The sequence below is a fragment of the Hymenobacter jeollabukensis genome, assembly GCF_005771675.1.
Taxonomy (GTDB): Bacteria; Bacteroidota; Bacteroidia; order Cytophagales; family Hymenobacteraceae; genus Solirubrum; species Solirubrum jeollabukense.
This window is the reverse complement of sequence record NZ_VAJM01000001.1, coordinates 317140-337850: the sequence shown is the minus strand read 5'-3', so window position 1 is coordinate 337850 and position 20711 is coordinate 317140. Positions and strand designations below refer to the sequence as shown.

The 20711-nt window shown below is 64.6% G+C and carries 19 protein-coding genes; 6 read left to right on the top strand and 13 right to left on the bottom strand.

Annotation, left to right across the window (positions count from 1 at the left end):
• The first annotated feature begins 8 nt into the window (after positions 1–8).
• Positions 9–986 (top strand): acyl-ACP desaturase, encoded by a 978-nt coding sequence (locus tag FDY95_RS01515; protein WP_138074953.1) that lies wholly within the window; start codon positions 9–11, stop codon positions 984–986.
• Positions 987–1162: 176 nt separating this feature from the next.
• Here FDY95_RS01515 and FDY95_RS01510 read toward each other — a convergent pair whose 3' ends face one another.
• The 3 genes from FDY95_RS01510 to FDY95_RS01500 all read right to left on the bottom strand — a co-directional run bounded on the left by FDY95_RS01510 (position 1163) and on the right by FDY95_RS01500 (position 3021).
• Positions 1163–1786: a hypothetical protein gene (locus FDY95_RS01510; RefSeq protein ID WP_138074952.1), complete on the bottom strand. Its 624-nt coding sequence runs from the start codon at positions 1784–1786 to the stop codon at positions 1163–1165.
• 192 nt (positions 1787–1978) lie between these two features.
• Positions 1979–2638 (bottom strand): hypothetical protein, encoded by a 660-nt coding sequence (locus FDY95_RS01505; RefSeq protein ID WP_138074951.1) that lies wholly within the window; start codon positions 2636–2638, stop codon positions 1979–1981.
• A 101-nt stretch (positions 2639–2739) separates the two neighbouring features.
• Complete coding sequence (locus FDY95_RS01500; RefSeq protein ID WP_138074950.1) at positions 2740–3021, bottom strand: DUF427 domain-containing protein; 282 nt, start codon at positions 3019–3021, stop codon at positions 2740–2742.
• Positions 3022–3171: 150 nt separating this feature from the next.
• On the opposite strand from FDY95_RS01500, the gene FDY95_RS01495 reads away from it, so the two are divergent.
• The gene (locus tag FDY95_RS01495; protein ID WP_138074949.1) at positions 3172–4275 is read left to right on the top strand and encodes a vWA domain-containing protein; all 1104 of its coding nucleotides are present in this window, start codon (positions 3172–3174) and stop codon (positions 4273–4275) included.
• A gap of 79 nt (positions 4276–4354) precedes the next feature.
• Here the strand turns inward: FDY95_RS01495 and FDY95_RS01490 are convergent, their stop codons facing one another.
• The 5 genes from FDY95_RS01490 to FDY95_RS01470 form a co-directional block, all read right to left on the bottom strand.
• A complete protein-coding gene (locus tag FDY95_RS01490) occupies positions 4355–5950 on the bottom strand; it encodes a TolC family protein (RefSeq protein WP_246073895.1) in 1596 nt (531 codons plus the stop codon).
• 52 nt (positions 5951–6002) lie between these two features.
• On the bottom strand, positions 6003–7373 hold the full coding sequence (locus FDY95_RS01485) for an HlyD family secretion protein (protein ID WP_138074947.1): 1371 nt from the start codon (positions 7371–7373) through the stop codon (positions 6003–6005).
• Entirely contained in the window at positions 7366–8379 is a 1014-nt protein-coding gene (locus tag FDY95_RS01480) for an ABC transporter transmembrane domain-containing protein (RefSeq protein WP_171025481.1), read from the bottom strand. Before FDY95_RS01480 ends, FDY95_RS01485 begins: the two co-directional genes overlap by 8 nt.
• Before the next feature lie 295 nt (positions 8380–8674).
• Entirely contained in the window at positions 8675–9649 is a 975-nt protein-coding gene (locus FDY95_RS01475; protein ID WP_138074946.1) for a c-type cytochrome, read from the bottom strand.
• A gap of 197 nt (positions 9650–9846) precedes the next feature.
• Positions 9847–10821, bottom strand: a complete 975-nt coding sequence (locus tag FDY95_RS01470; RefSeq protein WP_138074945.1) for a c-type cytochrome — start codon at positions 10819–10821, stop codon at positions 9847–9849.
• 270 nt (positions 10822–11091) lie between these two features.
• Here FDY95_RS01470 and FDY95_RS01465 point away from each other — a divergent pair, with 270 nt between their 5' ends.
• Positions 11092–12624 (top strand): sigma 54-interacting transcriptional regulator, encoded by a 1533-nt coding sequence (locus tag FDY95_RS01465; protein ID WP_138074944.1) that lies wholly within the window; start codon positions 11092–11094, stop codon positions 12622–12624.
• A gap of 92 nt (positions 12625–12716) precedes the next feature.
• Here FDY95_RS01465 and FDY95_RS01460 read toward each other — a convergent pair whose 3' ends face one another.
• Entirely contained in the window at positions 12717–13139 is a 423-nt protein-coding gene (locus FDY95_RS01460) for a response regulator (protein ID WP_138074943.1), read from the bottom strand.
• A gap of 53 nt (positions 13140–13192) precedes the next feature.
• Entirely contained in the window at positions 13193–15739 is a 2547-nt protein-coding gene (locus FDY95_RS01455) for a PAS domain-containing sensor histidine kinase (protein WP_138074942.1), read from the bottom strand.
• Between the two features lie 268 nt (positions 15740–16007).
• Between FDY95_RS01455 and FDY95_RS01450 the strand changes: the two genes are divergently transcribed.
• Positions 16008–16190, top strand: coding sequence for a hypothetical protein (locus tag FDY95_RS01450; RefSeq protein WP_138074941.1), 183 nt, complete (start codon positions 16008–16010; stop codon positions 16188–16190).
• A gap of 212 nt (positions 16191–16402) precedes the next feature.
• Here FDY95_RS01450 and FDY95_RS01445 read toward each other — a convergent pair whose 3' ends face one another.
• Positions 16403–16867: a peptidylprolyl isomerase gene (locus FDY95_RS01445; protein WP_111476521.1), complete on the bottom strand. Its 465-nt coding sequence runs from the start codon at positions 16865–16867 to the stop codon at positions 16403–16405.
• 321 nt (positions 16868–17188) lie between these two features.
• Between FDY95_RS01445 and FDY95_RS01440 the strand changes: the two genes are divergently transcribed.
• Both FDY95_RS01440 and FDY95_RS01435 read left to right on the top strand, forming a co-directional pair.
• Complete coding sequence (locus tag FDY95_RS01440; protein ID WP_246073919.1) at positions 17189–17671, top strand: fasciclin domain-containing protein; 483 nt, start codon at positions 17189–17191, stop codon at positions 17669–17671.
• 166 nt (positions 17672–17837) lie between these two features.
• Positions 17838–18452, top strand: a complete 615-nt coding sequence (locus tag FDY95_RS01435; protein ID WP_138074939.1) for a fasciclin domain-containing protein — start codon at positions 17838–17840, stop codon at positions 18450–18452.
• Between the two features lie 265 nt (positions 18453–18717).
• Here the strand turns inward: FDY95_RS01435 and FDY95_RS01430 are convergent, their stop codons facing one another.
• Together FDY95_RS01430 and rsgA are read right to left on the bottom strand one after the other, a co-directional pair.
• Positions 18718–19611 carry an NAD(P)-dependent oxidoreductase gene (locus FDY95_RS01430; protein WP_138074938.1) on the bottom strand — a complete coding sequence of 298 codons (894 nt, stop codon included), beginning with the start codon at positions 19609–19611 and terminating at the stop codon, positions 18718–18720.
• A 143-nt stretch (positions 19612–19754) separates the two neighbouring features.
• Entirely contained in the window at positions 19755–20684 is a 930-nt protein-coding gene (rsgA, locus tag FDY95_RS01425) for a ribosome small subunit-dependent GTPase A (protein WP_138074937.1), read from the bottom strand.
• Positions 20685–20711: the final 27 nt, after the last annotated feature.

Sequence of the window (20711 nt, the reverse complement as noted above, 5' to 3'; positions counted from 1 at the left end):
CAGCCCGCATGATTGCTACCATGACTTCCCGCGGGGAAGTATTGCAGCACCTCGAAGTTTTTTTGCGTGAGAACATGGGTTCTTTCCTCAAAAAAGTAGAGGACAGCTGGCAACCGTCCGATTTTCTGCCCGACTCGCGCCTCGACAACTTCTTCGACGAAGTGAAGCTGTTGCGCGAACGGGCCAAAGAGCTGAGCTATGACCTGCTGGCCGTGCTCATCGGCGACACCATTACCGAAGAAGCTCTGCCCAACTACGAAGCTTGGTTTCACCAGCTCGACGACCTGAACCGCGACCCCAACAACGGCTGGGCCCAGTGGATCCGGGGCTGGACGGCCGAGGAAAACCGCCACGGCGACCTGCTCAACCGCTACCTCTACCTCTCCGGGCGCGTGAACATGCGCGAGTTCGAGATGAGCACTCAGTACCTGATTGCCGACGGCTTCGACCTGGGCACCGCCCACGACCCGTACCGCGCCTTCGTGTACACCTCCTACCAGGAGGCCGCCACCAACCTCTCGCACCGCCGCGTGGGCCAGCTGGCCCGCAAAGCCGGCGACGCGGCCCTCTCCAAGCTCTGCGGCATGATTGCCGGCGACGAAGTGCGCCACGCCCGCGTGTACCAGACCTTCGTGGAGAAAATCTTCGAGGTGGACCCGAGCGAGATGATGCTGGCCTTCGAGGACATGATGCGCAAGAAAATCGTCATGCCCGCCCACTACATGCGCGAGCTGGGCGTGGAAGTCGGCAAGACCTTCGGCCACTTCACCGACGCGGCCCAGCGCCTCGGCGTGTACACCAGCCAGGACTACACCGACATCCTGGAAGGCCTGCTGCAAACCTGGAACGTAGACAAGATTACCGGCCTGAGCGCCCCAGCCGAAAAGGCCCGCGACTACGTGATGGCCCTGCCCAACCGCCTGCGCCGCGTAGCCGACCGCATGCCCGTACCCAAGCTGGAGTACAAGTTTAAGTGGATTGAGTAAAGAGCTTAACGATTATAGTGTTGCACGACTGAATTGTTGGCCATTCTGACGATTTGATGTAAACTGCAACAACGCAAAAGGCCGCTCCCCAGGGAGCGGCCTTTTCTTTTTAGGCAGAAAAAAGAGCTTGGCAGAACGACCAGCAATTCGGCTACGCCGCAGTTAAGCAATGCCATCTAAACCCCATCCCGGTGCCCCACCACGGTGATGGCGCCTTCCTTTTTGGGCATCTCGTACTCCACGGTGCGCGTGCCGCCCGAGGGCGTGCTGTTGGGGTCGTCGGGGCGGTAGATGGGGAAGGTGCGAATGATGCGGCGGCCGTCGACGCGGAAGGCATCGTGGCCGAGGTAGCCCTCGGCGGCGGCGCCTTCTAGCGTAGGCAGCGTGAGCGGACGGCGGCCCCGGCTCAGAAACTCGTAGCCAACCAGGCGGCCGTAGGAGCCGCTGCCGGCATCGGCCACAAAGACCAGCAGCTCGGGGTAGTCGTCGTTATTGAGGTTGGTTGCCTGCGCGTCGAGCACCGTGCCGTCGAGATTGTCGGTCATGGAGGCCAGCTCACGGCCCAGGCGCTCGGCCCGCCACACCAGCTGGCGCTGGCTGCCGGTGCCCAGCGTCTGCACGGCAAAGCGGTAGTCGCCGCGCTGCAATTCTTTCTGGTAGCTCACGGCCGAAGCGGCGGGCGACGTGGTAGCCGTGGAAACCGGCGCGGCGCTTTCGGAGGTGGTGCGCTGCGAGTCGCAGCCGCTGCCGAGCAGCACCAGCGCCGTGGCGGGCAGCAGGAGGTGGCGAGGTGTGGTCATGGGGCAAAGCAGAAGGGCAGGGCCAAGGAGCGGCCAGCCCGGTGGTACATGCGGAGCGGTACTGGTACTAACGCGGGGCCGCAGGCGAGGTTACGTTGCCAAAGCTGTAGCGGTGATGCATGCACTGCGGCATGAAAAAGCCCGCCTTGGGCAAGGCGGGCTTTTTCTGATTGGGACGAAGCCGAAGCTGGATTAGGGCTTGGGCGGAGTCGTGGTGCCCGACTGGGGCGCCACCACCGGCGTGGTCGGCATCGGCATCAGCATGCCTTGCCCGTTCAGGGTGTACTCCACCGTCTGCGACTGGCCGGTGGCCGTGGCGCTGGCGTCGGTGCCGGTGTACACGGGGTAGGTGCGCACCAGGTGGTTGCCGCGGATTTCGTATTTGTCTTCGCCCTTGTAGCCGGCGGCCAGGTCATTGCTGAGCTTGGGGATGGCCTGAATCGGGCGGAATGCCTTGTCGACGAACTCGTAGGCTTCGACGCCACCCATACCCATCGAGCCGCCGCTGGTAAACACGTAGAGCTCGGGGCTGCCGTTGCCGTTCAGGTCGCCCATTACCGCGTCGGTTACGTTGCCCTTCACGTTCAGGCGGATCGGGTCGGTTACCAGCGCGTCGCCGCGGCGGGTCTTGATGGTGAGCTGCTGGCCATTGTCCAGCGTATTCGACTGAATCTGAAAGCGGTACTCGCCCTGGGTCAGGTCGCGCGAGAAGGCTACGTCGCCGGGCGTGGTCACGGTCGTTTCCACGGTTGCGGTGCCGTTGGAGGTGTCGGTGGTATTGCGGGCCGAGTCGCAGCTGCCAAGCAGCACGAGCGCGGCGCCGAGCGGCCACACTGCAGTAAGTCGTTTCATGAGGGTTGGAATATGGAAGTGGAGAGAAGGAGCAGTATTGTCAGTGCGCTATACTAACGCCTTTTGGCCAAATGGGTTACGTCGCGGCCATTATTTACCCGTTACGGCACCACCTGTACGCCCTTCCAGAAGGCCACCCGGCCGCGGATGTGCTCGGCCGCCGGCTTGGGGTCGGCGTAGTACCAGGCAGCGTCCTTGTTGAGCTGCCCGTCGACGCGCAGGGAGTAGTAGCTGGCGCGGCCTTTCCAGGGGCAGGTGGTGCCGGCAATGCTGTCCTCAAAGTATTCATTATTAAGCGAATAGGCCGGGAAATAATGGTTATTTTCGACGAGCACCGTGTCGTCGCTTTCCGCCAGCACGGCGTTGTTCCAGATGGCTTTCATGGGTGTTCGTTTTTCGTTGTTGGTTTTTCGTTGTTCGTGCCGGGCAGCCCAGCGCCTATGCCTGGGCCCAGTGCTGTCGAGCAACGATAAACGAGTAACGAAAAACTAACTCGGGCCGGCCGTTGTTTTCCTGGTCCATTCCTCCTGACTATGGCTGTTGGTTTCCGCTTCCGCGACTTTGTACCCGACGAAAACCCCGAAAAGGGCTTCGATACGCTTTTTAAACTGTTCATGCAGCTGGTCACCATCACGGCCGGCGACGTGAGTGAGGCCCTGCAGTGGCTCAACGAGCTGGATAAGCAGTACGGCCTGACCGACGACGAGTACGGCATGGGCGACTTCATCGAGGACCTGAAGAAGAAGGGCTACATCGATGAAAACGAGCAGCAGCTGGGCGAACTGAAGATTACCGCCAAGTCGGAGCAGCTGATCCGCAAGTCGGCGCTGGAGGAAATCTTCGGCAAGCTCAAGCGCGGCACCCAGGGCAACCATCGCACCCCGCACGCGGGCCAGGGCGACGAGCTGACCACCGACCTGCGCGACTACCAGTTCGGCGACACCATCGAGCAGATCGAAATGACCGAGAGCCTGCGCAACGCCCAGCTCAACCACGGTCTGGAGGGCAACTTCCTGCTTACCGAGGGCGACCTGGAAGTGCGCGACACCGAGCACAAGACCCAGACGTCGACGGTGCTGATGATTGATATTTCGCACTCGATGATTCTGTACGGCGAGGACCGCATCACGCCGGCCAAAAAAGTGGCTATGGCCCTGGCCGAGTTGGTGAAGCAGAAGTACCCCAAGGACTTCCTCGACATCATCGTGTTCGGCAACGATGCCTGGCAGATCGAGGTGAAGGACTTGCCCTACCTGCAGGTGGGGCCCTACCACACCAACACGGTAGCCGGCCTGGAGCTGGCCATGGATTTGCTGCGCAAGCGCAAGACGGCCAACAAGCAGATTTTCATGATTACCGACGGCAAGCCCACCTGCCTCAAGGAACCCGGCGGCTACTACAAGAACTCGTTCGGCCTGGACCGCAAGGTGGTCAACAAGACCCTGAATCTGGCCGCCGCCGCCCGCCGCCTCAAGATTCCCATCACCACCTTCATGATTGCCTCGGACCCGTACCTGCAGCAGTTCGTGCGTGAGTTCACCGAGACGAACCAGGGCAAGGCCTACTACAGCTCGCTGAAGGGCCTGGGCAGCATGATTTTCGAGGACTACAAGCGCAACCGCCGCAAGACGCTGTAGCCCACGCAGCCGCTACAAAGCCCAACCGGCGCCCCGAAGCAATTTCGGGGCGCCGGTTGAGTGTTCGGACCAGGGGACACTAGTCCTCCGGGTTGGCCGTGCGCGTACCGGCGTAGTAGTACAGCTCGGCCAGCGTCTTCTCGTAGCTGGCGCGCAGGCTTTCCTGCTTCAGCCGCAGGTCGATGAGCTTGGTTTCGCGGGCGTTGACGAGGAAGATGGTGCTTTCGCCCAGCTCGAATTTCTGCGTTTCGGCCCGCAACAGGGTGCGCTGGTTTTCGATGGTCTGCGCCTGCAACAGCAGCTGCCGCTCGTAGGCCTTCAGGGCATTGAATTTGGCCGACACCTGGGTGACGATGCTGCGGCGGCTGTTTTGCTGCTCCAGGGTGGCGTCCTGCACCTTCACGCGCGTTTCCCACAGCTTGCCGCGCTCCTTGCGCAGAAACAGCGGCACGGCGAAATCCACGCCCACCTTGTAGTTGTTCAGGCCGAAATCGTAGCTGGCGGGCACCTCGGGGCGGTAAAAGTCGCCGCGGCTGAGCAGGTAGCCGCTCACGTTAAGGGTGGGCTTCAGCAGCTCGCGGCGGTAGCGCTCCTCCACGCCCAGCTGCCGGATTTTGGCGTCGAGCTTGAGCAGGGTGGGGTGGCGGCTGTCGGCAAAGTCCAGCAGCCCGCGCAGCGCCAGCGTATCGACGGGCGTGAGCGGGGGGCGCTGGGGCACGGCGTAGGCGGGCAGTTCCACGGGCTGGCCGTCCCGGTTCCAGAGGTGATTGGAGAGCAGCAGGCGGGCGTTCTGCAGCTCCACCAGCAGCTGCTCGTACTGCACCTGCCGGTCCTGCACCGTAATCTGGGCTTCCACCGAGTCGATGGGGGCCTGGTCGCCGAGCAGGGCGCGGCGGCTGGTGCCTCGGAAGCGCGTTGCGGCCAGCTCCACGCCTTCCTCAATCAGCCGCATCTGCTGGTAGGTGTAGTACCAGGTCCAGTAGTCCTTGGCGGCCTGCAGCCAGATTTCGTTGATCTGTTTCACCTGGTCGGCCTCGGCCGCGTCTACCATAATGCAGGCCTGGCGCAGGGTGCTGCGGCGCGCGTCAATGAGCAGGCCCTGGCCCAGCGGCACCGACAGGCCGGCCACGGCCAGCCCGTCGAGCGGGGTGCGGTACTCCGGGTTCACGTAGCGGCCCACCATCCGGTCGTAGCCCACTTTCAGGTCGATGCCGGCGGGCCAGATGGGGACTTTCAGCTCGTTGGCCCAGTTGTTATAGTAGTCGGTGCCGCCGAAGAGCTTACGGTCGAAGCCCGAGCCCAGCTTGGGGTCGAAGCCGCCGCGGGCCTGCTGCACCTGGGCGCGGGCGGTTTCGCTCAGCAGCGCGGCCTGCTTCACCACCGGGTGATTGGCGAAGACCAGCTCGGCCAGGTTCTGCAGGGCAAACACGCGGGCCGTATCGGCGGCCGGGCGGTCCGGGGCCAGCTGCTCCGTTTGCAGCGGGGCGGGCTCCAGGCCGGGCTTACGGGCGGGCAGGCGCGGGTCCTGAGCCTGGGCGCTCAGGCCCAGGCCGGCGGTCAGCAGCAGCAGGGCGGCGGTGCGTTTCCCGTTGGTGGCCGTCCGTTTTTCGTCCAGCCATGAACCAAGAAGCAACGACCAGGAATTGGGGCGCTGTTTCAGGAAACGGGAAGTCAACGAAAAAAGAAAAGCGAACAACGAAAAACCAGTCAAATGCTTCCTCATACCCTTACTTCTCCGCTTTGACTTTCACCGGGGCCTCGGCCGGTTCGGCCTGCAGCGTCGGCGGGAAGCCGTTGAGCTGCCGCCAGATTTCGTACCACACCGGCACCGAGTCCAGAATCACCCAGCCGTACACGCCCGAGCCCAGGCGCAGCTGCGCCGGCCAGGGCTTGTCGCGGCGGTGGTGCTGGGCGGGGCGCACCAGCAGGCGGTACTTGCCGTTGCCGCTGCTCACCACGTCGATGACGGTGACCGTGCCGGCAAAAGTGCCCACGGCCACCGAGGGCCAGCCCGAAAACTGAATGGCCGGCCAGCCGTCGAACTGCAGGCGCACCTGCCGCCCGCGCTGAATCAGCGGCACGTCCATGGCCCGCACGTATATCTCGGCGGCCAGCACCGGCGCGTCGGGCTGCAGCGTCACGATGGATTCGCCCTCCTTGATGGTTTCGCCGATGCCGGCCTTGAGCGTGCGCACCACGTAGCCCGCCTGCGGGGCCCGCACCACGTACAGCCCGCGCCGCACCTCCACGTTGCTGATTTTGTTGCGCAAAGAAGCTACCTCGCCTTCCGACGACGCCCGGCTCGACACGGCCGAGCTGCGGTCCGAGAGGGTTTTGGCCAGGTCCTGCCCGTACTTGGCGCGCAGGTTGCTCAGCTCGATGCGGGCATTGGCCAGGCTCTGCTGCGAGTTCAGCAGCTTGTTGCGTTGGGCCGTCACCTTGGCCTGGTCCTCCTGCAGCTTCAGGCGCCGGCTTTCGATGTCGGTAAGCGAGAACAGGCCGTTTTTGTAACCTTCCTCGTAGCGGGCCAGCCGGGCCTGGGCAATCTGGTAGAAGTTGGTCACCGCCACCAGGTCGGCCGAGTCGATGCGGACGCTGTTGCGGGCCTGGGTCACGCGGTTGCGGGCGGCGGCCAGCTGCACGTCCAGTGTCGTACGCAGGGCCGCAATCTGTTGATCGGTGGCCTCGATTTTGGCCGCGTTGGCGGCCACGTTGCCCTGCTTGGCGGCCAGCTGCTCGCGCAGGCGCTCGGGCAGGTTGGGGTCGAAGTACTCGTCCTTGATTTCGGAAATGGTCAGCAGCGTGTCGCCGCGCTGCACCAGCAGCCCTTCGCGCACGTGCCACCGCTCGATGCGGCCCGCAATCTGGTTTTGCACCGTTTGGGGGCGGTCCTGGGGCCGCAGGGTGGTCAGCGTGCCTGTGCCTTCGATGGTCTGACGCCAGGGCAGGAAGAGAATGATGAGGAAGATCAGGCCAATCACCAGCAGGACGCGGCCCAGGCGGCGGCCCCCCTTGGGGTCGAGCAGCTCGCGCTGGGCGCGGGGCAGCGACTCGTCCCATACCCGCTCGGCCACTTGTTGGTTCGAGATGTTAAGCATGTTCGATGTCGGCTTGGGTTTCGTCCAGGGGCAGGTCGGTCACGGCGGCCAGCTTTTCCACCCCGGTCAGGATGTCGAACACGGTGTTTACGCCGGTCAGCAGCTTCTCAATGGAGCCGCTGATCTGCACGATGAGCACCTCAGCGGCCACGAACTGGCCCAGCGTCATCTGCCGCGACACCACGAACAGCGTACCGGCAATGAGCAGGCCGCCGGTAAGCACCGTGCGCAGGCCCACGCCCCAGCCGTAGAGGTTCTTGAGCACGCCGAAGTGGCGGTTGCGGGCCCGCAGGTAAGCGCTGGTCAGCTCGTCGGTGCGCGCCAGGGCGTGGCGCTGCTCCGCGTCGTTGCGGTGGAAGCGCGGCAGGTCGCCGGCCACCTGCTCCAGCCAATCCACGGTGTCGTACTTGTGGGCCGATTCCTCGATGCTGGTGCGCAGGGCTCGGCGGTAGTTCAGGGCGTAGATCAGGCCCAGCGTGAGCAGCGTGAACACCCCCAAACCGATAAAAATCGGGTGGTAAAACGACAGCACGATGACGCCGAACAAAATCTGAATACCGGCAAACATCAGATCAATCAGCACTTTGGTCAGGCCTTTCTGCACCGTCAGCACGTCAAAAAAGCGGTTGACCAGCTCCGGCGGGTTTTCGTCGTCCCAGGCCTGGGGCTGGATGCGCGGCAGCCGGTAGGCGTATTCCAGGGCCGCCTTGGCAAACAGGCGCTGCTCCATGGATTCAACCAGGGTGAGCTGCCCGATGAGCAGGATGCCCGCCAGCAGCACCCCCAGCACCACCACCCCGATCAGGATGTAGGTCGAGGCAAACACGGCCCCGGTCGACACCAGGTTGAACACGGCCTGGGTGCCCAGCGGCAGCGTCAGGCTGATCAGGCCGGTGACGATGGCGTAAAAGAGGATGAAGCGGATGGTACGACGCTCCGGCTCCAGCATGCGGGTGAAGCGCTGCCAGGGCGTCGGTGGGGGTAAAGCGAGGTTTTTTGAAGCCATAAAGGGCAATAATGACCACGTCCCGGGGCAGCACGCAGGGTGCAGAACCAACTCGCAGAGCTGGAGGTGGTCGGGTGAAAAAATGAAACTGAGCAACCGGACGCGGAACTGTCCGGCAAGCTCAGTAGCACCGGGACGTACGAAATAACAACTGAATAGGACAAGAAGTTGGATTAAAATTGTATTAAATAGGGTCGGCTGGGCAGTAAGGGCCAGCTACTGAGTTCGGTATAACGACAAAAACGGTCATCCCCGACTGGGATGACCGTTTTGCACAGCCGGGCTTGGTTTTTCCCTAACGCGTAGCCACGGCGGCGGCACCGTCTTCCGGCGTCGCGTTCTTAAGTACGGGAACGGTGCGTAAATAGGCGTAAATGGCCTTGGCTTCCGTTTCGTCCATGAGCGTAAACTTGGGCATGGGCGCCCGCAGCGGCCCGTGCGGCGACTGACCGTAGCGCACGGCCTGCACGAACTGCGCCTCCGTCCAGTCGCCGAGGCCGGTTTCGGGGTCGGGCGTGAGGTTGCGCGTCACAATGCTGCTGCCATCGGGCATGGTCATGGCGGCGCCGCCGGCCAGATAGCCTTCCGACTGCTCCGGCTCCAGGTGGTTATTGGTCTTGAAGTCCTTGCTGTGGCAGTCGTAGCACTTGTAGCGGCCGATGACCAGGTAGCGGCCGTAGGCCACGGCGTCGGTGGGTTCGGGAGCCAGCACGGCGCCGGCCGGCATGGGCAAGGGCTTCATCACCGTGTTCACCAGCGCCTTGGCCAGGAAGGAGGGCTCCTGCTCGTGCGAGGGCGTGGCATTGGGCTGCACCTGCGAGTCGGTGGAATGCAGGTAGGAAATCACGCTGGCCACGTCCTCGTCGGACATGTGCACGAAGTTGGGCATCACCACCCGGAAGCGCCCGTCGCGCCCGATACCGGTGCGCAGCAGGCCCACCAGTTCCTCGTCGGACCACGCGCCGATGCCGTGCTGCTTGTCCTGGGTGATGTTGGCCGAGTAAAGCTTGCCGAATTCCGGCGGCAGCTCGGTGAGCAGCTTGCCGGTCAGCGCACCGGTCTGCTTATTGAGGTGGCAGTCGGCACACATGGCATTCACGATTTTCTGGCCGTGGGCAATGCGCGCGGGCGTGGCCACGATTTTCTGGGCCGCTACCTGCGGCTTGTCGTAGCTCGGAATACCGCGCACCTGCACGAAGGTGGCTGCGCAGGCGCCCAGAAACACGACGCCGGCCAGGAGCAGGCCGAGCATACGGAGGACTTTTTTCATAGCATCAGAAAGGCTGTTGGGAGCAATAGGAGAGTGGGACAAAAGTAGGCTAGCATTGCACTCCAGTCACTCGCATAATGATGTGAGTGGGTCCAGGTGCGGGCCGCTCCACCTGCTATTCATCCATTCCAGCAACAGAAAAAAGGGCGGCTGAACCATGCCAGCCGCCCTCACTACCGATCAGCCAGGCGGCTGCTTCAGCGCTGCGCCACGGCCGTGGGGCCGTCCTCCGGTGTGGCGTTTTTGATGACGGGCACCGTGCGCAGGTAGGCGAAGATGGCGCGGGCCTCTTCGTCGGTCACCAGGGAATATTTGGGCATGGGGTAGCGCAGCGGGCCGTTGGGCGAGCGGCCGTACTTCATGGCCTGGGCAAACTGCTCGGGCGTCCAGTCGCCGGTGCCGGTTTCGGGGTCGGCCGTCAGGTTGCGGCTCAGAATGTCGTGGCCCTCCGCGTCCTGCAGCACCGAGCCGCCGCCCATGTAGCCAAAGGACTTTTCGGGGTCTTTGCCGTCGGTTTTCAGGATGTCGCCGGAGTGGCAGTCGTAGCACTTGTAGCGCGAGGTGACGAGGTAGCGGCCGAAGGCCACCTGGTCGTTGGGGTTGGGCTGCAACACCGGCTTGGCGGGCAGCTCCTCGGGCTGAATGATGGTGTTGGCCAGTACGTTGCCCAGAAAGCTGGGCTCCTGCGCGTGCGAGGGCGTGGCGTCGGGCTGCACCACCGCGTCGGCGGAGCGCAGAAAGGCCACGACGCTCAGCACATCCTCGTCGGAGAGGCGGTTAAAGGTGGGCATCACCGAGCGGATGCGGCCGTCGGGGCCCAGGCCGGTGCGCAGCAGCGCCACCACCTGCGCGTCGGTCCACGCGCCGATGCCGTGCTGCTTATCCTGGGTGATGTTGGCCGAGTAGAACTTGCCGAACTGGGCTGGAATGTCCTTGAGGTGCTGCCCGCTGAGGCGGCCGGTTTGCTTGTCGCGGTGGCACTCGGCGCACACGCTCATCACTAGGCGCTGGCCGTGCTCCACGCGCTCGGGAGTGTAAGCCACGGGGGCCAGCTTGAGCTGGGGCGGGTCGTAGCTCGGGATGCCGCGCACCTGCACGAAGGTGGCCGCGCAGGCGCCCAGGAAGACCAGGCCGGCCACCAGCAGGCCGACGATTCGGAGGATCTTTTTCATAGCGGAAAAGGGTAGGGTTGGAAACGGAGCGGAGTGTCGGGGCAAAAGTATCCGCGGGAGCTACGCCTGTCAGTCGCATAATCATGTGTATCGCGGGCGGACCCGGCTGAAAAGCAGCCCGTCATTCTGCGGTTCGCTCTGCTCAGAATGACGGGCTTTCCCGCTCCGCCCCATTCATTCATCCCCACCCCCACGGGCCCCGCCGAACCTCAGCCGCCCTTTCGCTGTTTAGGTAGCCGGGACCCTTCTCCCGCTCCCTATCTGCCCCGAATGAACCACGAAGCTATTCACACCCTCGGCCAGCTCAAGGCTGCGGGCTACCGCTCACGCACCGTCAAGGAAGAGCTGCGCGACAACCTGATTCAGAAGCTCCAGCGCCGCGAAAACGCCTTTCCCGGCATCCACGGCTACGACGAGACGGTGATTCCCGACCTGCAGCGGGCCATCCTCTCCATGCACCACATCAACCTGCTGGGTTTGCGCGGGCAGGCCAAGACGCGCATTGCCCGCCAGCTCGTGGGCCTGCTCGATGAGTACATCCCCGTCGTGCAGGGCTCCGAGCTGAACGACGACCCGCTGCAGCCCCTCTCGCGCTACGCTCTGGACCTGGTGGCCGAAAAGGGCGACGACACACCCATCAGCTGGCTGCCCCGCGCGGAGCGCTACACCGAGAAGCTGGCCACGCCCGACGTGTCGGTGGCCGACCTCATCGGCGACGCCGACCCCATTAAAGCCGCTACGCTCAAGCTGCCGTACTCCGATGAGCGCGTGATTCACTTCGGCCTGATTCCGCGGGCGCACCGGGGCATCTTCGTCATCAACGAGCTGCCCGACTTGCAGGCCCGCATCCAGGTGGCGCTGTTCAACATCCTGCAGGAAGGCGACATCCAGATCCGCGGCTTCAAGGTGCGCCTGCCGCTGGATATCCAGTTTGTCTTCACCGCCAACCCCGAGGACTACACCAACCGCGGCAGCATTGTCACCCCGCTCAAGGACCGCATCGACGCGCAGATCATCACGCACTACCCCAAAACGCTGGAAATCGGCAAGCGCATCACCCGCCAAGAGGCCCGCCTCACGGACGCCCAGCGCGGGCTGGTGACCGGCAACGAGGTCATTCACGACCTGGTCGAGCAGGTGGCCATCGAGGCCCGGGGCTCGGAGTACGTCGACGCCAAGTCGGGCGTGTCGGCCCGCCTGACCATCTCGGCCTACGAGCAGGTTATTGCCGCCGCCGAGCGTCGGGCGCTGATCAACGGCGAGACGAGCACCCGCGTGCGCGTGGCCGACTTCATGGCCGCCGTGCCCGCCATCACCGGCAAGGTGGAGCTGGTGTACGAGGGCGAGCAGGAGGGCGCGGGCATCGTGGCCGAGAAGCTGATGGGCAAGGCCCTGCGCACCCAGTTTCTGCACTACTTCCCCGACCCCGAAAAGGCCAAGAAGCAGAAGGACAAGCCCAACCCCTACAAGCCGGTGCAGGATTGGTTTGGCGCCCACACCGTCGACATCCTGCACGACGCGCCGGCGGCTGACTACCAAAAGGCCATCGAAGCGGTGCCGGGCCTGAAAGACCTGGTGACGCAGAGCATCCCGGCCGACATGTTTGCCGAAGACCCGCTGTTCTGGCAGGAATTTGCCCTGCACGGCATGGCCGAAATGAGCCTCTTGTCCCGCAACCGCCTCACCGGCGGCACCCAGTTCAAGGACCTTTTCTCCTCCATGTTCACCATGCCGAACTTCGGCGGCGACGACGACGATGACGACGAGGACTACCTCTCGTCGAAGAAGCGCAAGCGGCGGTAGGTGCCGCTGCCACCCGGACCACAAAAAAGCCGCCTGCAAATGCAGGCGGCTTTTTTGTGGTCTGACCATTGCAAATCGAATGGAAGATGCTCCTAAATTCCGGGGATGTGCTGCTGGAAGTATTGGTCCAGAATGGCGTGAACCTTGGCCTCGGTCAGCGGCTTGTCGACGACGGTGGTGACGGGCAGCTGCTGCACCTGCTGCATGTCGCGCGCGTGCAGGGACGTGGTCAGCACCACCACCACAGTGCCCTGGCGGCGGGCCACGGGCAGCTGCTGCCAGGCCTGCAGAAACTCGATGCCGTTCATCACGGGCATGTTCACGTCGAGCAGAATCAGGGAGGGGGCGGGGCTGCCCAGGGCCTGGGGCGGCGGCGCCAGCAGGCGGAGCGCCTCGGCGCCGTTTTCCGCTACCAATAGCTCATCGGCAACGGCCATGCGGCGCAATAGGTGCTGATTTAGAAAATTAGTGGTCGAGTCATCGTCGACCAGCAGAATACTGGATAGGTGCGGCATGCGGAAAACGGCCCGGGGGAGGCCAGAGCGGAGCTTGCCGCCTTATACGCAACTCAGGCCGGCAGGTCGATAATAAAGGTGCTGCCTTGGCCCAGCTCGCTCTGCACCCGGATGCTGCCGCCGGCATTTTCCACGATTTTCTTCACCATGTAGAGCCCGATGCCCGAGCCTTCGACGTGGGTGTGCAGGCGCTGAAACATGCCAAAAATGCGGCCCTTCTGCGCTTCGTCGAGGCCCAGGCCGTTGTCCTGCACCTGCAGGTGCAGGCGGCCGTCGAGGTGCTGGCAGCTCAGGCGCACGTCGGGCACGCGCGCGGGGTGGTGGTACTTGAGGGCGTTGCTGAGCAGGTTGTAAATGATGCTGCGCAGGTTTTTGGGCGAAAACAGGATAGTAGGGCAGGCGGCCACGTCCACGCTGAGCCGGGCGCCGGTATTGCGCAGCAGCGGCAGCAGGTCCTGGCGCACGTCCTCGATCAGGGCGGTCAGATCCACCGGCTCGGTGGGCTGGGCGTGCTCCTGTTGCAGTTTGCTCACGTCGGTGAGGTTGTCCAGGGTACGCTTGAAGCGGTCCACCGCGCCGTGCATGCGCGCCAGAATGGGCTCCACCAGGTCCTGCTGCAGCACCTCGGTCGGGAGCTGCTCGGAGAGGGCGTGCAGCAGGCCCTCGATGTTGGTGATGGGCGCTTTGAGGTCGTGGGAGGCGGTGTAGATGAAGTTGTCCAGGTCCACGTTGGTGCGCCGCAGCTGCTGGTTGAGTGCGTCGAGGTCGGCGTTGGTGCCGCGCAGCTGCTCGTTGGCGGTGGCCACCTGCTGCCGGGCCTCCACCTGCTCGGTCACGTCGCTGACGAGGGCATAGAAACCCAACACCTGTCCCTCGCGCCAGTCGGGAATGTAGTCGACGTGGATGTAGCGGACGAAGTCCTCGCGGTAGGGCATACGCGCCTCAAACTCCAGCCGCTCACCGGCAAATACCCGCTCCATGTACTGCTTGACGTTGCGGTACGCCGCTTCGCCCACCACGTCGCGCACCAGCTGGCCCATCAGGTCGCTCGGGCGCTGGTTGAACCAAGCCTCGTAGGCGCGGTTGGCAAATTGGTACCGCTCGTCGCGGTCGACGTAACTGATGAGCACCGGCAGCGCGTCGGTGAGCAGCTGCAGCCGCTGGGCACTGGCTTCGCTGGCCTGGCGGGCGCGCACCTGCTCCGTCACCTCGAAGGCAAACACCATCACCCCGTCGATGCGGCCCTGCTCGTCGAAGCGGGCCTGCTGGATGTAGTTGAAGTAGCGGTTTTCCAGCACTCCGTCGCCGGGGCGGGCCAGCGGAATGAGCATGCCCAGCTCCTGTTGGGTGTGGCCCGTCGCGTACACTTCCCGGAACGCTTGGTACACGATGTGGTTACCGAGCTCCGGCAGTGCTTCGAGCAGGGGGCGGCCCAGCAACTGCCGGTCGGGAAACAGCTGCTGGTAGCCGGGGTTGACCAACTCGAACACCAGCTCCGGGCCGCGCAGAATGCAGATGGCGGCCGGGGCCTGCATAAACAGGCGCTCCAGCAGGGCGCGCTGCCGCTCGGCTTCGGCCCGGGCGGCCTGCGCCTCGCGGGTGCGCAGCTCCACGCGGGCTTCCAGGGCCTGGGCCAGCTCCTGCAGCTGCGCCTGGGCGTGCCGCAGCTCAGTGTTGGTCCTCAGCAGTTCCGCGTTGATGGCGGCCAGCTCCTCGTTGAGGGCCTGCACCTGCTGGCGGGTCTGCACCTGCGGCGTCACGTCGTAGGCAAAGACGAAGATGCCGTCGATGGTGCCGGCCAGGTTGTAGCGGGGCTGGTAGATAAAGTTGTAGTAGCGCTTTTCCAGCTCCCGCCGGCCCTCGTTGTGGTGGTCGAGCTGCACCAGCATTTCGGTGGCGTGAAAGGTGCGCCCGGTGTGGTACACCTCGTCGAGCAGCCCGAAAATGGACTGGCCGGCCAGCTCGGGCATGGCCTCGCGGATGGGGCGGCCCACCAACGGCCGCTCGCCCACCAGCGCCTGGTACTGCGGGTTGACAAACTGGAAGGCGTGCGCCGGCCCGTCGAATATGCAGATCATGGCTGGGGCCTGCTGAAACACGCTGCGCAGCTGCTGGCGCTGCAGCTCGGCCTCGGCCCGGGCTGCCCGCTCCCGGGCCTGGCTGGCGCGCAGCGCCTCCTCCACGGCCGTGCGCGCGTGGTCGGCGGTGTCGGTAAAGCTCACCACCAGCAGGGCGCCGCTGCGCTGGGCCTGCAGGTGGAAGTAGTTGTCGAGCCCGTCGAACTGGTAGTTGACGTCGTAGCGCCGGGTTTCGCCGCCGGCCAGGAAGGCGGCGCAGTAGAAGTCGAAGACGCCCGTTTCGGGGGCCTGGGCGTGGGGGTAGAGCGTGAGGAAGGTGTCGTTGGGGCGCTCGGGCAGGCGCAGCATGCGCTGGGCCGCCGGGTTCAGGTGCACGTAGGCCAGATCGACGATGGTAGCCTCGTCATCGGCGGCGTACACGGGCTGGAACAGGATAACGCCGGTCAGCGACACGCTCAACAGCGCCTGCAGCAGGTCACCGGCCGGGGCCGAAGCCAGGGTGGCGGGGGGAAAGTCGGGCATAGCGGCAGCGCCGGGCGGTGAAGGCGAAGGGTGGGACGGGCCCGATTATCAGGCCGGCAAGTTCGCGGAAAAGCCCATACCGGCAACGGCGCAACCGCCGAACGGGTTGCCGGCCGGGCTCAGCCAGCGAGGCGCGCCGTTCGCACAGCCGTTTTCCCCATTCGGCGAAACTCCCGGCGGGCAGGGGGCGGGCCGCCGCACCTTTGTCATGTCGAACGGGCACAACGGCCCGCTCCACGCTCCCGAAACGCCCTTTTTGCCCGAACTTATGAAAGCCACCGTCCTCGCCCGCCTCGCCTCGTTCTTCCTGGTTGTTGCCCTGCTGCTGCCCTCGCTGGACGCCGCCGCGGCCCGCCCCGGCAACTTCGGCCGCCGTGGCAAGACCAGCATGCACCGGCCGGTATACAAGAAATACCAGCCCGGCTGCCGGTGGATTTTCCAGAAATACTAGTTGCCCGGACCGCGGATGCGGGGTCAGCAGAAGGGAATGGCTGCTGCTCCCGATTGCCCTTCCGCCGGTCTGCGACTAGCGTTGCCCTCTTCGTCGGTACCGGCCGGCGGGAGGGCATTTTTTTTGAGCTGCCGGTGCCGCCATCGGTCGTAAAAAAAGCCCGCCGCCGAATACGGCCGCGGGCTTTTTGCTGCGTGGCAGAAGGGCCGGCGCTAGGCCTGGTCGTCCTGCACCACGATTTTCTCGATGGTGTCGTTGGGGCGGATCTGGTCGATGACGTCCAGGCCCTCTACCACCTTGCCGAAGCAGGTGTGGTTGCGGTCGAGGTGGGCGGTGTTGTCGCGCGAGTGGCAGATGAAGAACTGCGAGCCGCCGGTGTTGCGGCCGGCGTGGGCCATAGAGAGCACGCCGCGGTCGTGGTACTGGTTGCCGCCGGTCAGCTCGCAGGGAATCTTGTAGCCGGGGCCGCCGGTGCCGGGCGTGCCCTTGGCGCCGTCGCGCGAGTTGGGGCAGCCGCCCTGAATCACGAAGTTCGGCAGCACGCGGTGAAACTTCAGCCCGTCGTAGAAGCCCTTCTGGGCCAGGTCGGTGAAGTTCTTCACGGTGCCGGGAGCATCCTGCTCGTAGAACTCAACTTTCATCACACCCTTGCTGGTGTGGATTTCGGCAGTTTTCATGGAATGAGGGACTGTGGGGAAACGGGTACCCGAACCGGCCCGCGGGCCGGAGCGGCTGCAAAAGTAGCTGTTTACGGCGGGTCGCAAATCCGGGGTGCCCTCGGGCTTCGTAAGGTGCTGACCGCGGGCCGTTGACATACGGCCACCCGCGGTGCCATCCTTCTTTCCAAACCCTCATTCCGCTCGATGAAAAAGACCCTGACCACCGCTGCCCTGGCCCTGCTGACCGTGGCGGCCCCGCTGGCCCTCAGCAGCTGCGGCGACAACAAAACGGCCGAAACCACCACGACCACCGAAACGGCCACCGTCACGGAGGCGCCCATGGACTCGGCCACCGCGGCCCCGGCCGGCGAAGGCGTGCTGGTGGGCGGCGCCATGATGACGCCCGATAAGGACATCGTCGACAACGCCGTGAATTCCAAGGACCACACCACTTTGGTAGCCGCCGTGAAGGCCGCCGGCCTGGTGGAGACACTGAAAGGCGCCGGCCCGTTCACGGTCTTCGCGCCCACCAACGCGGCTTTTGAAGCCCTGCCCGCCGGCACCGTGGACGGCCTGCTGAAGCCCGAGAGCAAGGCCAAGCTCACCAAAGTGCTGACCTACCACGTGGTGCCCGGCGCCCTGAAGGCCGCCGACCTGACCGATGGCCAGGAACTGACCACCGTGGAAGGCGAGAAGCTGAAAGTGAGCGTGAAAGACGGCAAGGTGATGGTCGGCGGCGCCACCGTCACCATTCCCGACGTGGTGTCGAGCAACGGCGTGACCCACGTGGTCGACAAAGTGCTGCTGCCGGCCAAGCTCTAAGCCCGGCGCGGTCTGGCGAATACCGGCCCGGTCTGCTCCACGCAGGCCGGGCTTTTTCTTGCCGGGCGTCGTCGTGGCGGCCCGCAGAAAGGGGAGAAGCCGCCGCCGGGCCAACCTTGCCGGCCGCTCTTGCGTCTGCTAGCTTTACGCTCCCAATTTGACTTCTATGCGCATCCGCTTTACGCCCCTGCTGGCTTTGCTGCCGCTGCTGGCCGCCTGCAACTCCCAGCCCGAAACCACCAACCCCGAAGGCACCGACGCTGCCGTCACCGACTCCACCGCCTACGACCCCAACGCCAGCTCCGATTCCCTGCGCATGGGCAAAACCGGCGGCGTGGAAGTGGGCGGCTCGGCCCTCACCCCCGACAAAACCCTGGCCCAGAACCTGGCCGCATCGCCCGAGCTAAGCCAGCTGCTGGCCGCCGCCCAGAAAACCGACCTGGCCGCCAAGCTGGCCGGTGACGGGCCCTACACCGTATTTGCCCCGAGCAACGCCGCCTTCAAGGGCCTGCCCTACGGCGCCATGGCCGGCCTGCTCAAGCCCGAAAGCAAGGACAACCTGACCGGCCTGCTGGGCTACCACATCATCCAGAGCCGCCTGCTGGCCCTCGACCTGCGCGACGGGCAGGAGCTGACTACCATGGAAGGCCACAAGCTGAAAATCAGCGTGCAGGGCGACAACATCACCGTCAACGGCGCCAAAGTCACCACGCCCGACGTGGTGTCGAAAAACGGCATCATCCACGTCATCGACAAAGTGCTGCTGCCGCCCAGCGAGTAGTTGAGAATGGGAAAAGGCGTGTCATCCTGAGGCGTAGCCGAACCGAAGGTCGACGGAGTCAAGGACCTTGCTCACACCTTGCACCAACGCCGAAGCGCAGCTACCAAGGCCCCGTCGTTCGGGCTAGGTAGCTGCGCTTCGGTGTTAATGACATCACAAAGAAAGCTTCAGCACTTCATGGGCAGCGGCGGAGCGAGGGACGCGCAATGTTCTTGGCTACGTCTTCCTGCGGTTTGCGCTGCTCAGGATGACCGAGCAGATTATTTCACCGAATCAAACCCGCGCTTTCGGAAATGCGCCGGGCGAAGGACGTCCAGTCTTCATCGGCGGAGGAGTGGCGGGTGACGGTGGCGGTCAGATGGTCAAGGATGATGTTGGCCACGGGCATGGGCACCTGGTGGGCGCGGGCCTCCGCCAGCGTAAGCTTCAGGTCTTTCTCCAGCAGGGACGGTGCCGTGCCAGCGGGCTGGTAGTCTTCCTCGGCCACCATACGGCCGTAGGTGCGGTAGGCGGGGCTGTTGAACAGCGCCGTGGTCAGAAATTCAAACACCACCATGCGGTCTAGCCCGCTCTTTTCGGCCAGGGTAAAGGCTTCGGCCATGGCCTCGATGGCGGCGCCCAGCATGAAGTTGCCGCAGAGCTTGAGCACGTTGGCCGCGCCCGGGTCTTCGCCTAGGTCGAAGTTGCCCTGGCTGAAGGAAGGCAGCAGCGGCAGCAGGCGCGACTTGGCCTTGTTCGGGCCGGCCAGGCACACCCACAACTGCCCGTTGGCCGCCACGATGGGCCGCCCGAACACCGGCGCCGCCACCAGCCAGGAGCCGTGCTCCCGGTGCATCATGGCCAGCTCCTGATTGGTGGCGGGGGCCACGGTGCTGCAGGAGGCGTGCACGGCGTCGGGGGGCAGGCCGGCCAGGATGCCGTCGTCGCCAGTGGTCAGCTCGCGCAGCACCTCGTCGTCGGTCACCATCGTGAAGACGACTTCGGCCTCGCGCACCGCGTCGGCGGGCGTGTCGGCTACGCTGGCGCCGCGGGCCCGCATGGCCTCCGCTTTGTCCGGCGAGCGGTTGTAGACGGTGAGGGTGTGGCCGGCCAGCAGCAGGTTGGTCGCCATGGCCTGGCCCATGCGGCCCAGGCCAATGAAGGCAATGTGATGCTTCATGGAATACGTCCGCGCCCAAGGAGGCCCGTACTGGTGTATTCGCAGCGAACGGGGCGCAGGTTGTTGCCGAGCCGAATCAGCGAGTTGTGGGAGCCGGCAACGATAGTGGTAGCACGACCTGAAAGTCGTGCTGTCCCAGCGGTTTAGTGGCGGTTGTCCTCGTCGGCGAGCATGCTGAGGTAGCTGTCGTAGCGGGGCAGGGCAATGCGGCCCTTTTTCACGCCCTCGCGCACGGCGCAGCCGGGTTCTTCCACGTGGCGGCAGTTGTGGTAGCGGCACTGGCCGAGCAGGGCGCGCATTTCGGGGAAGTAGTGCGCCAGCTCAGTCTTCTTCATATCCACCAGCCCCAGCTCCTTGATGCCGGGCGTGTCGATGAGGTAGGTGCCGGGGCGCACTTCCAGCATTTCGGCGAAGGTGGTCGTGTGCTTGCCCTTGTCGGAGTACTCGCTGATTTCGGCCGTTTTCAGGTCCAGGTCGGGCACCAGCGCGTTGATGAGCGTGCTCTTGCCCACGCCCGAATGGCCCGAGAGCAGGGTAGTTTTGCCCTCCAGCAGCGCCGCAATCTGAGCGACGCCTTCACCGCTGTGCGCCGAGCTGCGCAGGGTGGGGTAGCCGGTGCGCTGGTACATATTCTCGATCTGCCCGAGGTAGTCCAGCAGCTCTTCCTCGTAGATGTCTACCTTGTTGAACACCAGCGTGGCCGGAATCTGGTAGGCCTCGGCCGTCACCAGAAACCGGTCGATGAAACCGAACGAGGTGGCCGGCGAGGCCAGCGTCACCACCAGCAGGGCCTGGTCGATATTGGCCGCCACAATGTGCGCGTGCTCGGTCTTGTGCACCGAGCGGCGGATGATGTAGTTGCGCCGTGGCTCGATGTGGTCGATGACGCCGGTGCCCGCGTCGCCGTCGAGGTCGGTGTCAAACCGCACCACGTCGCCCACGGCCAGCGGGTTGCTCACCTTCAGGCCCTTGTGCTTGAAGCGCCCGCGCAGGCGGCAGCGGTGCAGCTGCAGGGTGGCATGGTCGCGCACCACGTACCACGAGCCGGTGGATTTGACGACGGTTCCGGTCATGCGGTGAATGAGTGATTGGTGAATGAG

What these genes read in the sequence shown, in the direction of transcription:
- FDY95_RS01515 (WP_138074953.1), top strand. Translation starts at nt 9, where the DNA reads ATGATTGCTACCATGACTTCCCGCGGGGAAGTATTGCAGCACCTCGAA.
- FDY95_RS01510 (WP_138074952.1), bottom strand. Translation starts at nt 1,786, where the DNA reads ATGACCACACCTCGCCACCTCCTGCTGCCCGCCACGGCGCTGGTGCTG.
- FDY95_RS01505 (WP_138074951.1), bottom strand. Translation starts at nt 2,638, where the DNA reads ATGAAACGACTTACTGCAGTGTGGCCGCTCGGCGCCGCGCTCGTGCTG.
- FDY95_RS01500 (WP_138074950.1), bottom strand. Translation starts at nt 3,021, where the DNA reads ATGAAAGCCATCTGGAACAACGCCGTGCTGGCGGAAAGCGACGACACG.
- FDY95_RS01495 (WP_138074949.1), top strand. Translation starts at nt 3,172, where the DNA reads ATGGCTGTTGGTTTCCGCTTCCGCGACTTTGTACCCGACGAAAACCCC.
- FDY95_RS01485 (WP_138074947.1), bottom strand. Translation starts at nt 7,373, where the DNA reads ATGCTTAACATCTCGAACCAACAAGTGGCCGAGCGGGTATGGGACGAG.
- FDY95_RS01480 (WP_171025481.1), bottom strand. Translation starts at nt 8,379, where the DNA reads ATGGCTTCAAAAAACCTCGCTTTACCCCCACCGACGCCCTGGCAGCGC.
- FDY95_RS01475 (WP_138074946.1), bottom strand. Translation starts at nt 9,649, where the DNA reads ATGAAAAAAGTCCTCCGTATGCTCGGCCTGCTCCTGGCCGGCGTCGTG.
- FDY95_RS01470 (WP_138074945.1), bottom strand. Translation starts at nt 10,821, where the DNA reads ATGAAAAAGATCCTCCGAATCGTCGGCCTGCTGGTGGCCGGCCTGGTC.
- FDY95_RS01465 (WP_138074944.1), top strand. Translation starts at nt 11,092, where the DNA reads ATGAACCACGAAGCTATTCACACCCTCGGCCAGCTCAAGGCTGCGGGC.
- FDY95_RS01460 (WP_138074943.1), bottom strand. Translation starts at nt 13,139, where the DNA reads ATGCCGCACCTATCCAGTATTCTGCTGGTCGACGATGACTCGACCACT.
- FDY95_RS01455 (WP_138074942.1), bottom strand. Translation starts at nt 15,739, where the DNA reads ATGCCCGACTTTCCCCCCGCCACCCTGGCTTCGGCCCCGGCCGGTGAC.
- FDY95_RS01450 (WP_138074941.1), top strand. Translation starts at nt 16,008, where the DNA reads ATGAAAGCCACCGTCCTCGCCCGCCTCGCCTCGTTCTTCCTGGTTGTT.
- FDY95_RS01445 (WP_111476521.1), bottom strand. Translation starts at nt 16,867, where the DNA reads ATGAAAACTGCCGAAATCCACACCAGCAAGGGTGTGATGAAAGTTGAG.
- FDY95_RS01440 (WP_246073919.1), top strand. Translation starts at nt 17,189, where the DNA reads ATGGACTCGGCCACCGCGGCCCCGGCCGGCGAAGGCGTGCTGGTGGGC.
- FDY95_RS01435 (WP_138074939.1), top strand. Translation starts at nt 17,838, where the DNA reads ATGCGCATCCGCTTTACGCCCCTGCTGGCTTTGCTGCCGCTGCTGGCC.
- FDY95_RS01430 (WP_138074938.1), bottom strand. Translation starts at nt 19,611, where the DNA reads ATGAAGCATCACATTGCCTTCATTGGCCTGGGCCGCATGGGCCAGGCC.
- rsgA (WP_138074937.1), bottom strand. Translation starts at nt 20,684, where the DNA reads ATGACCGGAACCGTCGTCAAATCCACCGGCTCGTGGTACGTGGTGCGC.